This is a genomic window from Pseudomonas sp. NPDC077451 (assembly GCF_044543345.1).
GTDB lineage: Bacteria > Pseudomonadota > Gammaproteobacteria > Pseudomonadales > Pseudomonadaceae > Stutzerimonas.
Window position 1 is genome coordinate 288,982 of the sequence record NZ_JBITVX010000003.1, and the last position, 12,681, is coordinate 301,662.

Here is a 12,681-nt window from a genome sequence, read left to right on the forward strand (position 1 = left end):
GCAGCAGGTTATGCGCTACTTGACCACGAAGCTTCCTTCCATGCCCTTGTTCTGCAGCCCCTTGCAATAGAAGGGATAACGGCCAGGCTTGATCGGCAGGAAGAAGATTTCCGCCTCACCGGCTTCTTCGAATTCAAGCTCGACCAAAGTCACGGCCTTGATTTCCACGCCACCCGCTTCAACCTTGCGCAGGAAGATTGCCTGCGAAAACTCCGGTGCCTGAAAAGCGCATTCTTTCTGGCCTTCGGCGATGACCTTGAGTTGATAGGCAACGCCGGTCTCGAGTTGGTACTCCTTCTGCGAGACCGCGTAATCGCTTTCTTCGGAACCGAATGTGAGATCCGGCAGCGATTGCGTGCGACGGGTAAGGTCACCGGCGGCAAGCACCTGGTCAAAGCCGATCAGGCTGGCAATCAACAGAATGTTGAGGGTAAGGGCTTTATGGATGGGCATAGGAGCGGTCTCGTTCTTGTTGTTGAACGTCATCCTAGGGTCCTGACCCGCTGACTGGCTTCCTACCTTAGTCGGGCTGTTCAGCGCCCGGCGCTCAACTGATCACTGTTACGGTGGGGCTTGCTGCGCTCGCTCATACCGGCTTACTCCCCCGCAAGACAGGCGTCACGCGCCTTGTATCCACGGCGAACAACGCTCCGCTGCGTAGCTAGACGGGCCGACCGGTACTTAGGTAGCAGTACCAAGGTACCTGTCATGTTCCGCCACGCTCAGCCGCCATAGTCAGCATCAAGCAATGATGCCATCGAGACATCATTCGGCGCTCTGCTGCTGCCTGAACACAACCCGGTTCCGGTGCACCTGCGCATCGTTTCTTTCGCGTTATCAGGAGTAGGAACCGTAATGTCTCTTAAATCCATACAGCAACGCATCGCCCTCACTGGCGGCTTATGCCTGCTGGTAACGGCCGGAATATTGATTGGCTACAGCGTGTATCTAGCCAGTTCGACTCAGCAACTCGTTGCCAGCCGGGTCAGTCAGCAGGCGCAGGAAGAGGCACTGCAAAGCCTGCAACACCTTGGCGGAAAGTACGCGGGAGAAATCCGCTCGGAATTTACCGAGGCGCTTGAGGCTGCGCGCGTCATGGCGACAACGTTCGCAGTGGGCAAATCGAATCCTGCGGACAGCGGCGGCCTGCAGATCGGTCGCGATGAAGTCAATGCGGTTCTTCTTAATGTGCTTAAGCGATACCCGGATTTCAACGGCACCTACTCGTGCTGGGAGCCGAACGCTATTGACGGCCAAGACGCCTTGTTTACTGGAGGGCTGAACGGAAACAACGCCCAGACTGGTCGCTTCACGCCTTACTGGACCCGAGGTGCAGACGGAAAAATCGACGTGCAACCGCTGGTGGAATACGACACGCAGGACACGCATCCCAACGGCGTACTCAAAGGCGGCTGGTACATCGGCCCGAGGGATAACCTGAAAGAAAGCGTGCTGGGACCACTCCCTTACATCGTGCAGGGTAAGCAGGTCTGGCTGGCAACGCTGTCGGTTCCAATTATTGTCGACGGCCGCTTCATGGGCGTAGCCGGTACCGACTACAACCTCGACTTTGTGCAAAAGATCAGCGAGGAAGTGTCTCGCAAGTTGTTTGATGGCCAAGGTGAAGTTGCAATCATCAGTGATCAGGGGCTGATCGTTGCTGAGAGTCTCAACCCCACGCTAATCGGTCAGCACTTTCAAAAGGTGCTGCCCAATGATTGGCAGTCGGCGTTAAGTTCCATTCAGAGAGGGGAAGAGCAGGCGCGCCTGGACGATAACGGCATGGTGACCGTGCTCGCCCCTATCGAGCTGGGTCGCACCGGAAAGCCGTGGTCGATGATGCTCAAGATCGACAAGAACATCGTACTGGCGCAGGCCGCCGCGCTTCAGGCAGACATGGATGCCCGGGCCGAGCGGAGCGTGTTCCAGCAAATAGGCGTGGGCGTGCTGATCTCGCTACTCGCTGTCGTTGCCCTGTGGATTTCGTCGCGCTCAGTGTCTATGCCTATTCGCAAGGCGGCTCAATTGGCCAGTGCCATCCAGCAGGGCGATTTCTCGCAGCGCCTCGGGCATCAATCCGCCGATGAGGTGGGGCAGTTGTCGGCCAGCCTTGATCGCATGGCTGACAGCCTTCAGGAACAGGTGCATGTAGCTGAGCGGATTTCGCAAGGCGATCTGACCGTCGAGGTACGACTGGCTTCCGAGCACGACCAGCTGGGGCTCGCGCTTCGCAGGATGGTGGAGAACCTCAACGAGCTAGTCTCTCAGGTGCAGCACAGCTCGGAGATGTTCAGCGGAAAAGCCGGACAGGTCACGCGTTTGAGCCAGGAACTGTCCAACGGCGCAACGGATTCAGCCTCTGCGGTCACAGAGATCAGCGCCACCATCAGCCAGATGGCGTCACAGATTCGTCAAACGTCTGAGTACGCCACGGAAGCTAACGCGTTGTCACGTGACTCCGAGCATTCTGCGCGAGGTGGCAACGAACTGATGGTTACCCTGAAAGCTGCAATGCATGAGATCAACCAGTCAGGGCTGGACATCACCAACATCATCAAGGCAATCGAAGAAATCGCCACGCAAACCAATCTGCTGGCGTTGAACGCAGCCATCGAGGCGGCCAGGGCAGGCGAACACGGTCGTGGCTTTGCAGTGGTTGCCGACGAGGTTCGCCAACTGGCAGCTCGCAGTGGTGAAGCTGCGCAGCGCTCGACTCGATTGATTCAGGAGTCAAACGCTCGAACCATCAAGGGTATGGAGCTCACCGATGACACAGCACGGGCCCTCGAGGCGATCGTTCTCGGCGCTGCGCAGGTGTCACAACTGGTCGACGAGATTGCTTCCGCCTCAAGCCAGCAAGCTTCGGGGATCGAACAGGTCAGTCAGGCTATCGGCCAGATCGACGAAGTGGTCCATCACAACAGTACGAATTCAGAGCAGTCGACCCAGACCGCACAGGAATTGATGGAACAGGCCCAGCAGATGATCGTGCAAGTCGGGCGGTTCAAGGTAAAACGCTCACGGTAATGAGCTGGCGGCATCGCTTACGGTGCCGCCCTCTCGCCCATCGTGCTACTACCTTCGTACACGTCGACCTGTACCTTCTTCATATTCCCCCCGCAGCAGAAGGCTTCCTATGCTGGCGGCAACGCCACAGGAGCCGTCCATGCGCCCGCACCTATTTCGCACTGGCAGTCTGATTTTCCTCAGCTGCTGCGCTTTGAACGCCAACGCAGCACCCGAGCCGAAGCCGGTCCTGTCCGTGGATATTGGCTACCTGGGTTATCGGCCCGACCCGGGGCCCCTGCTGTCCAACGTAATTCCTGAACCCGAAGATGCGGGCTTGAGCGGTGCCGAACTGGCCATTGCCGACAGCAACAGCACAGGCCGTTTCCTCAAGCACAGCTATGCCTTGAATAGCGTCACGGCCGAAACGCCGGAACAACTCCAGAACGAGGCCCGGCAGCTGCATGAACAGGGGGTGCGCTTGTTCGTCGTGAATGCTCCCGCGACGAGCCTGGAAGCGCTAGCCGCCGCCATGCCGGACAGCCTGCTGATCAACGCCGGCAGCCCAACGGACGAACTTCGCACGTCCCGCTGCCTGGGTAACGTGCTGCATACCCTTCCAAGCCGCAGTATGTTGGCCGACGCGCTGGGTCAGTTCCTTGCCGTGCGCCGTTGGAACCGCTGGCTGTTGATCAGCGGGCCGACCGAGGAGGACCAGGCCTATGCCGAGGCGATCAAGCGTGCCGCCAAACGGTTCGGCCACAAGATCATTGAAGAGAAGCCCTGGACCTTCGATAACGACCAGCGGCGCACAGCTCAAGCCGACATGCCCCTGTTCACTCAAGGTGGCGAGTACGACGTCGTCGTGGTGGCTGATGAGCGCGGCGACTTCGGCGAGTACGTGCCCTACCACACCTGGCTGCCGCGGCCGGTAGTGGGCACGCAGGGCCTGATTCCGACAGGCTGGCATAAAACGGTCGAAACCTATGGTGCTGCGCAGCTGCAGAAGCGTTTCGAAGCGCATGCCAATCGCTGGATGAACGACCGCGATTTCGCCGCCTGGATCGGCGTGCGCAGCCTCGCCACGGCAATCACCAAGCTCGGCGCTATCGACGCGGATGCGATACGCCAGGTATCGCTGAGCGAGACGCTACCGGTCGATGGTTTCAAAGGCCGCAAGCTGACGTTCCGGCCCTGGAACGGCCAGCTGCGCCAGCCGATCCCGCTCGTGCACCCACGCGGCCTGGTATCCAACTCGCCCCAGGAGGGCTTCCTGCACCCCACCAGTGAACTGGACACCCTGGGCTTCGATCGGCCAGAGAGCCAATGTCGGCTGAGCGAGGCGAAATAATGAAAGCCATTATCCGCAGAATCTTCGGCCTGCTTCTGATCTGCTTGGGGCCAGCCGCGAGCGCCAGTGAGCTGGGGTATGACGCCTACATCGACAGCCCGAAGCGGATCAAATGCATGTACGGCTACGTGACTGCCAAGACCGGAAATTTCGACGTTGCCAGGCAGATATTCGAGGACTGCATCGCGCGCTGGAACGACGTGTATTCGATGATCTGGCTGGCGCAGATGTACGAGTCTGGCTCGGGCGTGCCGGTGGATCTGGACAAAGCCGCTGCGCTCATGGAACGCGGCGCCAATCAGCCCGACGAGGCCAGCTATGTGAGCCTGGCCCGCTACCACTGGGGCACAGCGCTAGCCGAAGGGCGCGGTGTTAAAAAAGACCCGAAGGCTGCGCGAATGTGGCTGGAACGTGCATCCGAAGGCGGTCAGAGCGAAGCGGACGAATACTTGCTGCGTATGGATTAGTCACCGAATCAAATTGCCCGCTGAACAATTCACACAACAACAAGAGAATCTATACATGACCCGAACACTCCTTGCTGCTGCCATTTCCTGCACGCTCGCCTGCGCCAGCGCATCGGCTCTGGCGGCCACTGCCTATGTGTCGAATGAAAAAGACGACACAGTTAGCGTGATCGATCTGGATACGCTGGAAACGGTCGAGACGCTCGAGGTTGGCCAGCGTCCGCGGGGGCTGACGTTGTCACGCGACAACAAGCTGCTCTACATCTGCGCCAGCGACTCGGACACGGTTCAGGTCATGGACCTGGCGACCCGCAAGATTATCAAGCAGCTGCCGTCCGGCGCAGATCCCGAGCAGTTCGCCCTGCACCCGAACAACAAATGGCTGTATATCTCCAACGAGGACGATGCGCTGGTAACGGTGGTCGACGTCGACAACGAGGAGGTACTGGCGCAGATCGATGTCGGCGTCGAGCCAGAAGGCATGGGCGTCAGCCCGGATGGCAAATGGGCGGTGAACACCAGCGAAACCACCAACATGCTGCACTGGATCGACACCAGTACCAACCAACTGGTGGACAACACCCTGGTCGACCAGCGCCCGCGCCATGTTGAGTTCAACAAGGACAGCACGCTGCTCTGGGCCTCGTCGGAAATCGGCGGAACGGTAAGCGTCGTTGACGTCGAAAAGCGCGAAATCATCAAGACGCTGAACTTCAAGATCAAAGGCGTGCATCCGGACAAGGTCCAGCCGGTCGGCATCAAGCTCAGCTCGGACGGCAAATACGCGTTCGTCGCGCTCGGCCCGGCCAACCATATCGCCGTGGTCGATGCTAAGACCTATGAGGTGCTCGACTACTTGCTGGTGGGGCGTCGGGTCTGGCACATGGCGTTCAACCTCGATGAGAGCCGGCTGCTGACCACCAATGGCGTCAGCGGCGATGTTTCGGTGATCGATGTGGACTCGCTCAAAGTGATCAAATCGATCAAGGTCGGACGCTATCCCTGGGGCGTGGTGGTTGCGCCATGACCGCGCTGCGGGTTGAGCGCATCAGCTTCGCCTACGGGGAACGTCAGGCGCTGCACGACGTGAGTTTCAACACGGCGGCCGGAGGCTTTACCGCCCTGCTCGGGCCCAACGGAGCTGGGAAATCGACGTTGATCGCGCTGCTGACGCGCCTGTACGACGTGCAGCAGGGCGACATTCAGGTGGCCGGCTTCAGTCTGCGCAGCCAGCCGCGCGAAGCCTTGCGGCGACTTGGGGTGGTCTTCCAGCAAAGCACGCTGGATCTCGACCTCAGCGTCGAGCAGAACCTGCGCTACCACGCGGCGCTGCATGGCATGCCGCGCAAGGTTGCCAATGACCGGATCGAGGTGGAGCTGGATCGCCAGCAACTGGCCGAGCGCCGCAAAAGCAAGGTGCGCGAACTCAATGGCGGCCATCGCCGAAGGGTGGAAATCGCCCGAGCGCTCCTCCACAAGCCGAGCCTGCTGCTGCTCGATGAAGCTAGCGCAGGGCTCGATCCGGCCAGCCGCCAGAACCTCAACGATCATGTGAGATCGCTTTGCAACGAGCAAGGCATGAGCGTGCTCTGGACGACCCACCTGCTCGACGAGGTCCAGCCAGGTGACGAGCTGATCATCCTCAATCGGGGGAATCTCGTAGCGCAGGGGCGCGCTGATGAGCTGGCTGCTGCCGATGGCAGCCTGCAGCAGACCTTTGCCCGTCTCACTCGCAACGCGGTGCCGGCGTGATGTGTCCCTCTCAAACCTTATGCCCCGCCTCAGTTCAGGAATCCCGGCCATGACTCCCTACTGGGAATGCCTGCGGGCAATCGTGTTTCGCGAGTGGCTGCGCTTTGTTCAGCAGCGCTCACGGTTCTTCAGCGCCCTGGTGCGCCCCCTGCTCTGGCTGGTGGTGTTCGCCGCCGGATTCCGTGCCGCATTGGGCATCGCGATCATCGAGCCCTACGAGACCTATATCACCTACGAGACCTGGATCGTACCGGGGCTGGCGTGCATGATCCTGCTGTTCAACGGCATGCAGGGCTCCCTCTCTATGGTGTACGACCGGGAGATGGGCAGCATGCGCGTGCTGCTTACCAGTCCGCTGCCGCGCAGTTTTCTGTTGGCGAGCAAGTTGTTAGCGACTGCGCTGATCTCGCTGCTGCAGGTCTACGCGTTCCTACTTATCGCTTGGTTCTACGGCGTCCAACCGCCCGCAGCTGGCTTGCTAACAGCGCTACCAGCCCTTTTACTGGTGGCGCTGCTGCTGAGCGCACTGGGGCTGTTGTTGTCCAACGGCATTCGGCAGCTGGAAAATTTCGCCGGGGTGATGAATTTCGTCATCTTCCCGATGTTTTTCCTGTCGTCGGCGCTCTATCCACTCTGGAAAATGCGCGAAGCCAGTGAATGGTTGTTCTGGATCTGCTCGTTTAACCCCTTTACCTACGCTGTGGAGTTGGTTCGCTTTGCACTGTATGAACGTCTCAATCCGCTGGCGCTGGCGGTGTGCCTTGGCCTAACGCTACTGTTCAGTCTGCTTGCGGTGCTCAGTTTCAATCCGCAGCACGCCGCGCTACGCCGGGCTACCTGAGCCGTTCTCTACTACTTTAGTGCTGGTTTCCCTGTCGATTGTAGGATTTCAAACCGCTGCACTTTGCACTGTAATGTGGCCGACCGAAGTACTGAAAAGCTGGGCATGCCAAAGCCAACCGGGTTCGCTGCAGATCGGAGGGGCTTGCAGTGCAGAAGACACCAAGGCTGTTTGCGCCGATGGTTTTCTTTCCCCGGACTGGGCAAGCTTATGGGTGAACAGCTTCTGATCGACTAGGCGCCGGACCATGGCTGCCATTATCGATCGAAGCCGCGCACACCAAAGGTCTCTTCCGATCTACCCCACCATAATCACAACAATGAGGTGACCGGCCATGTACAAGATACTGATCGCTGATGACCACCCGCTTTTTCGTGAAGCCATCCATAACGTTATCCAGGACGGCTTTCCAGGCAGCGAGATCCTCGAAACCGCCGATCTGGACAGTGCGCTGGCGATGACGCTGGAAAATGAGGATCTCGACCTGGTGCTGCTCGATCTGAATATGCCCGGCATGCACGGCCTGAACGGCCTGATCAACATGCGCAACGAGGCGCCGACCATTCCAGTGGTGATCGTGTCGGCCGAGCAGGACAAGCAAGTGGTGCTGCAGGCCATCACCTACGGCGCGTGCGGCTTCATCACCAAGTCATCGCCGCGCGCGCAGATGACCGAAGCCATCGAGCAGATCCTCAATGGCAATGTCTACCTGCCTTCGGACATCATCCGCAGCCAGAAAGCCAATACCCGTCGTTCCCAGCATAACGAACAGAGCATCGCGCCCGAGCTGTTGCAGGCACTGACCCGCAAACAGCTACTGGTGCTCGAACGCATGACCAAGGGCGAATCCAACAAGCAGATTGCCTACAACCTCGATATCGCCGAAACCACGGTCAAGGCTCATGTATCGGCCATCCTGCGCAAGCTCAACGTGCACAACCGCGTGCAGGCCATCCTCTCGGCGGGTGATATCGACTTCACCGCGTATCTGCGCAGGTGATAACCAACACCCACGCAGCTACGCTCGCCTCTGCGATAAACCTAATCCCTTGTAGGACCCGGATCACTGGCTGACGCCGCATCCCGTAGGAGCTAGCTTGCTGGCGATCAAGGGGATCCCGCGTAGCAGCGGATCGCGAGCAAGCTCGCTCCTACGAGACTGCGCCTACCGTCTGCTTTGTGCGTGACGTTCACCAAGTCGTAAACGCAGGACCTCCCGTAATACGATACGGCCTCCACCACCCTATGTAGGAGCCAGCTTGCTGGCGATCACGGGGCTCGCGCCTAGCGATTGGCTAACGGCGTCAGCGACGCCGAGCACTTGTCGATCGATCCTGGCGCTGTTCTAAGAATGGCCGTGTTCCATCATGTGGCACATGGCAGTCTTCAGCTTCATCGGCCGCACCGGCTTGTGCATCAGCATGTGGCCCAACTCCCGCACCTGCTGTTTGAGTTCGTTGCTGTAGTTGGCGGTAATCATCAGCGCCGGTAGTGGACTGGCACGCCGCGCGTTGACCGTCTCGACCACATCGACGCCGTTGCAGCCGTTGTCGAGGTGGTAGTCGGCGATGATTAGATCGGCATCGGCATGAAAGTTATCGACCTGCCCGGCCAAATCCTGCTCTGACAGCGCGGTGACAACATGACAGCCCCAGCCCTCCAATAGTGTGCGCATGCCGGCACAGATCGCGGTGTCGTTATCCAGCACCCAGACCCGCGCGCCTTTGAGCCGTTCGAGTAGCAGATCCGTAACAGACGGCTCCACGCTGGCCTTCGGTGCCCGCTTGGCCAGCGGCACTTCGATAGCGAATTTGGACCCCTTCCCCGGAACCGACTTCACCTGAATCCGATGACCGAGCATGCGCGCGATCTTCTCCACAATCGCCAGACCCAGACCAAGCCCGCGATCCTGCTGAGGACGCACGCCCTCGCCGCGTTTGAATTCGTGAAAGATCTCTTCGAGCTTGTCCTCAGGAATGCCGATGCCGGTGTCCCACACCTCGATCGACAGACTCTGCTTGCGCCTGCGGCAACCCAGCATCACGCGGCCATGCGGGGTGTAGCGAATGGCATTGGTCAGCAGGTTGCGCAGGATCCGCGCCAACAACTGGATATCACTGCGCACCAGCGCTGAACAGGGTATGAAGTCCAGCTGCAGCTGCTCGCTACCTGCGATCTGGTGAAACTCCGCCGCCAGGTTTTCCAGCAACTGGCTGACGGCAAACGGGGCTATATCCGGCTTGATCACGCCGGCATCTAGCTTTGATATATCGACCAGCGTGCCAAGCAGGTTTTCAACGTCCTCCAGGGAATTGCTGATGTTACGGATCAGCCCGCCACTGGGTGCGGTGGGTTGCTCCAGCAATGCGCTGGTGAACAGCCGAGCGGCGTTCAACGGCTGCAGCAGGTCGTGACTCACTGCGGCAAGAAACTTGGTTTTCGACAGGTTGGCCAGCTCTGCCTCCCGCTTGGCTTCACGCAGCCGCGCCTCGGCATGGGCGCGTTCGTCGATTTCGCACAGCAGCTGGTCGTTCAGGCTGGTGAGCTCAGCCGTGCGCTCCCGAACTCGCTGTTCGAGGTTCTGGTAGGCTTGGTGCAGCGCCTCCGCGGTGCGCCGGCGATCCGTGATGTCTTGAATCAGCACGAAGATGCCGACAACCTCGCCGCTGGCCTGCCGGTTCGGCACATAAGAGCGCAGCATGTAGCGCTGCAGGCCGGAACGATTGTGTTCGGCCATCTCGAAGCTGACGCTTTCGCCGCACAAGGCGCGGTCGATATAGGGTTCGAGCTGCTGCCAGTGCTCACCGCTGTGGATGTCCCGCAGGGACTGGCCGAGCATGCCTTCGCTGGGCCAGCGATACCATTCCTCGTAGACCTTGTTGGTGAATTCGTAAGTCAAGTCAGCCGAGACATAGGCGATCAGCGCCGGCACATGGTCGGTAATCAGGCGGATCCAGCGCTCGCTCTCGCGCAGCGCCTCGGCGTGGCGGTAACGCTCAGTGATGTCAGTGAAGGTGTTGACGAAGCCGCCGGTGGGAAGCGGATGGGTGCGGACCTCAAGCGTGCGCCCATCGAACAGGTGCTGTTCGAGCTCAGTCAGAGGCTGACCATCGGCGTCCCGAGTGTTAGGTGTCAGCAGCTTCAGCTCGCTGTCTGCCATCACCTCATCAAATGGTCGGTGCGCCTCGATGGGCGCCAGGCCGCAGAGTTCCAGGAAGCGGCCGTTCCACAGCTCCAGCCCCCCATCGGCGCTGACCATCGCCACGCCCTGCGAGAGGTTATCTACGGCACGCTGCAACAAACGGGACTTCTGCGCCAGGGCCTGCTCGCGACGCATCGTCTCGCTGATCTTCACCTCGGTGATATCGGTGTAGAGCATCACCAGGCCACCTTCGCGCGTGGGACGCTCGCTGACCTGCACCCAGCGGCCGTTCTGCAGCCGGTAGACGGTGGGCTCATTAGCCTTACCGCGATGTTCTTCGGCGATCAGCCCGCTGCTTTCGGCCAATCGTTTGAGCTCCGACAGCCGCGTACCGCTGTTGATGCGCGCGTGCGTTCGGCTCCAGAGCGACTTGAAGCGCTTATTGAATAGAACGATGCGCTGGTCCTTGTCGAACAGCACGAAGGCATCGGAAATACTCTCGATCGCGTCGACCAAGTGCTGATGGGCGGTTTCCGCCCGCAGGCGGGCGTCGCTGAGCAAACGGTTGCTCGCCTTCAGTTCGGCCATCGCCTGATTCAACGCATCGGTGCGTTCGCGCACTTGTTCAGCCAGTTCGACTGAATGCTGGAAGGCGGCGTATGACGCATCGCGTCCGGTACTGCTGGACTCGATGCGCTCGATCAGCGCCGCATTGATCCGCCGCAGCTTGTGGTTTTCGCGCTCAAGTTCGGCCTGCCGATCGAGTCGCTCAACGAGCACCTTTTTCTCCAGCGCGTCCACCTGGCCGTCCGATGGCGACGCCGGTGAAGGTCTGGTTGATATGCATGCCATTGAACTGCTCTCCATAGGTGTTAAAGCCAATCACCTGCTGGCGTCGTAGGAAGGCCGAGATGTCGTCGCTGGAGCCGTTACCGTCGATCTCCAGTCGCCGCAGAAAGCAGTCGCAGCCGATGGTCAGCAAGGGCGCGCCGAGACGCTGTTCGAGACGTTCAAATACGGCCTCGAGGTTGGGCATCAGCGGGCCAGGGCGCATCGCGGTCATCACGATGCCGTTCTCCACGGCGCAGTAAAACGTCAGGCTGAGGTCATCGTTGACCTTCTGGATTGAGCGGACGTAGTAGTGCTCGTTGATGCGCACTGCCAGCGGATGCGCAGCGAACAGTTGGTGATCGAGATCGCTGACCTCGACGCCGATCAGCCGTGCATATTCCTCGGCAGCGGGTTCTGCGTTCAATTCGTAGACGCGACGCGCGTGACTGTCCACGCGCGTCACCACCAGCTTCTCGGTACGCGGCAGCATGTGATGTGTGGTGAACACCTCGAAATCCAGCCAGGTGTTGATCAGCACGACCGCCGCCGCCCCGCTGTGAAACTTGCCGTCGTAATAGACGTGAGTGTCGGTCAGATGATTGTCATCACCGGCCGAGCCGCCGAAATGCGGAATGCTGCCAAAGGCGGCACTGAGCGCCGACAGCACGATCTCCTCGCGACTGGACAGCCCATCAAGCAGGGTCAGGGCAAAACTGTGATCCTTGATCGGCGCCAGCGAGTTGCTGCGGCAATCGCTGCCCAGCCGTTCGACCAGTTGCTGCGCATCGGTGAGGCTGAAGCGGTCCATCTCGTCGATCAGCTCGCAGGCGATGGAAAAGTTGCGGTGATCGAAGCCGACCGCCGTTACGCAGCTGCGGCCGTAGCCTTGCGAGGTGATCTCTCCAGCCGATGTACAGCCCACCATGCGTACGCCACCGAAGTACTGGTGCAACGCACTGCCCAGTGCTGGCAAATCGTACTCGGCAGAGCAAAAAAACAGGACGAAGCCAAGATGCGGATGGATCAGCTGACGTGCCAGATCCTGAGCCACCGTTTCGGCGTCCCGGGCTTCGGACATTGCTGTGCGTACCGCTAAGGATTCTTGCTCGATCACGCACCCCACCCCATACACCGTTATCGTATGACCCCATTCTTGGTCAGGGCATAGGGCACGAACATGCTACTTCAGTACCGCCTGCGGCCTGCCAAGGTAGCAAAGCGACGAAACAGCACGGGTTGGTTGCCGAGACAGCAGGTGAGGCATCGAACGAAAAAAACGGATGCCCCAAAA

Annotated in this window: 10 protein-coding genes; 7 read left to right on the forward strand and 3 right to left on the reverse strand. The window is 59.8% G+C overall.

Going from position 1 to position 12,681, the window contains the following annotated elements:
* Window positions 1-15: 15 nt before the first annotated feature.
* Window positions 16-453, reverse strand: a complete 438-nt coding sequence (locus ACIGHL_RS07845; protein ID WP_128121445.1) for a cupredoxin domain-containing protein — start codon at window positions 451-453, stop codon at window positions 16-18.
* A gap of 402 nt (window positions 454-855) precedes the next feature.
* On the opposite strand from ACIGHL_RS07845, the gene ACIGHL_RS07850 reads away from it, so the two are divergent.
* The 7 genes from ACIGHL_RS07850 to ACIGHL_RS07880 all read left to right on the forward strand — a co-directional run bounded on the left by ACIGHL_RS07850 (window position 856) and on the right by ACIGHL_RS07880 (window position 8,417).
* Window positions 856-3,027: a methyl-accepting chemotaxis protein gene (locus ACIGHL_RS07850; RefSeq protein ID WP_216706829.1), complete on the forward strand. Its 2,172-nt coding sequence runs from the start codon at window positions 856-858 to the stop codon at window positions 3,025-3,027.
* Between the two features lie 139 nt (window positions 3,028-3,166).
* Window positions 3,167-4,357: an ABC transporter substrate-binding protein gene (locus ACIGHL_RS07855; RefSeq protein WP_128121403.1), complete on the forward strand. Its 1,191-nt coding sequence runs from the start codon at window positions 3,167-3,169 to the stop codon at window positions 4,355-4,357.
* Window positions 4,357-4,824: a tetratricopeptide repeat protein gene (locus ACIGHL_RS07860; protein ID WP_128121402.1), complete on the forward strand. Its 468-nt coding sequence runs from the start codon at window positions 4,357-4,359 to the stop codon at window positions 4,822-4,824. Before ACIGHL_RS07855 ends, ACIGHL_RS07860 begins: the two co-directional genes overlap by 1 nt.
* A 55-nt stretch (window positions 4,825-4,879) precedes the next feature.
* Window positions 4,880-5,851, forward strand: a complete 972-nt coding sequence (locus tag ACIGHL_RS07865) for a YVTN family beta-propeller repeat protein (protein ID WP_128121401.1) — start codon at window positions 4,880-4,882, stop codon at window positions 5,849-5,851.
* A complete protein-coding gene (locus ACIGHL_RS07870; protein ID WP_128121400.1) occupies window positions 5,848-6,576 on the forward strand; it encodes an ABC transporter ATP-binding protein in 729 nt (242 codons plus the stop codon). Before ACIGHL_RS07865 ends, ACIGHL_RS07870 begins: the two co-directional genes overlap by 4 nt.
* A gap of 49 nt (window positions 6,577-6,625) precedes the next feature.
* Entirely contained in the window at window positions 6,626-7,417 is a 792-nt protein-coding gene (locus ACIGHL_RS07875; protein WP_045427139.1) for an ABC transporter permease, read from the forward strand.
* A 334-nt stretch (window positions 7,418-7,751) separates the two neighbouring features.
* A complete protein-coding gene (locus tag ACIGHL_RS07880) occupies window positions 7,752-8,417 on the forward strand; it encodes a response regulator transcription factor (protein ID WP_128121399.1) in 666 nt (221 codons plus the stop codon).
* A gap of 345 nt (window positions 8,418-8,762) precedes the next feature.
* Here the strand turns inward: ACIGHL_RS07880 and nahK are convergent, their stop codons facing one another.
* Both nahK and nosP read right to left on the reverse strand, forming a co-directional pair.
* Window positions 8,763-11,411, reverse strand: coding sequence for a hybrid sensor histidine kinase/response regulator NahK/ErcS' (nahK, locus tag ACIGHL_RS07885; RefSeq protein ID WP_241509249.1), 2,649 nt, complete (start codon window positions 11,409-11,411; stop codon window positions 8,763-8,765).
* The gene (gene nosP / locus ACIGHL_RS07890) at window positions 11,329-12,468 is read right to left on the reverse strand and encodes a nitric oxide-sensing protein NosP (protein WP_413818130.1); all 1,140 of its coding nucleotides are present in this window, start codon (window positions 12,466-12,468) and stop codon (window positions 11,329-11,331) included. The genes nahK and nosP overlap by 83 nt, the downstream gene beginning before the upstream one ends.
* Window positions 12,469-12,681 lie beyond the last annotated feature (213 nt).

Excerpts from the sequence above, each read along its gene's own strand:
- nosP (WP_413818130.1), bottom strand. The coding sequence starts at position 12,468 with ATGTCCGAAGCCCGGGACGCCGAAACGGTGGCTCAGGATCTGGCACGT.
- nahK (WP_241509249.1), bottom strand. The coding sequence starts at position 11,411 with ATGGCATGCATATCAACCAGACCTTCACCGGCGTCGCCATCGGACGGC.
- ACIGHL_RS07860 (WP_128121402.1), top strand. The coding sequence starts at position 4,357 with ATGAAAGCCATTATCCGCAGAATCTTCGGCCTGCTTCTGATCTGCTTG.
- ACIGHL_RS07875 (WP_045427139.1), top strand. The coding sequence starts at position 6,626 with ATGACTCCCTACTGGGAATGCCTGCGGGCAATCGTGTTTCGCGAGTGG.
- ACIGHL_RS07850 (WP_216706829.1), top strand. The coding sequence starts at position 856 with ATGTCTCTTAAATCCATACAGCAACGCATCGCCCTCACTGGCGGCTTA.
- ACIGHL_RS07845 (WP_128121445.1), bottom strand. The coding sequence starts at position 453 with ATGCCCATCCATAAAGCCCTTACCCTCAACATTCTGTTGATTGCCAGC.
- ACIGHL_RS07855 (WP_128121403.1), top strand. The coding sequence starts at position 3,167 with ATGCGCCCGCACCTATTTCGCACTGGCAGTCTGATTTTCCTCAGCTGC.
- ACIGHL_RS07865 (WP_128121401.1), top strand. The coding sequence starts at position 4,880 with ATGACCCGAACACTCCTTGCTGCTGCCATTTCCTGCACGCTCGCCTGC.
- ACIGHL_RS07880 (WP_128121399.1), top strand. The coding sequence starts at position 7,752 with ATGTACAAGATACTGATCGCTGATGACCACCCGCTTTTTCGTGAAGCC.
- ACIGHL_RS07870 (WP_128121400.1), top strand. The coding sequence starts at position 5,848 with ATGACCGCGCTGCGGGTTGAGCGCATCAGCTTCGCCTACGGGGAACGT.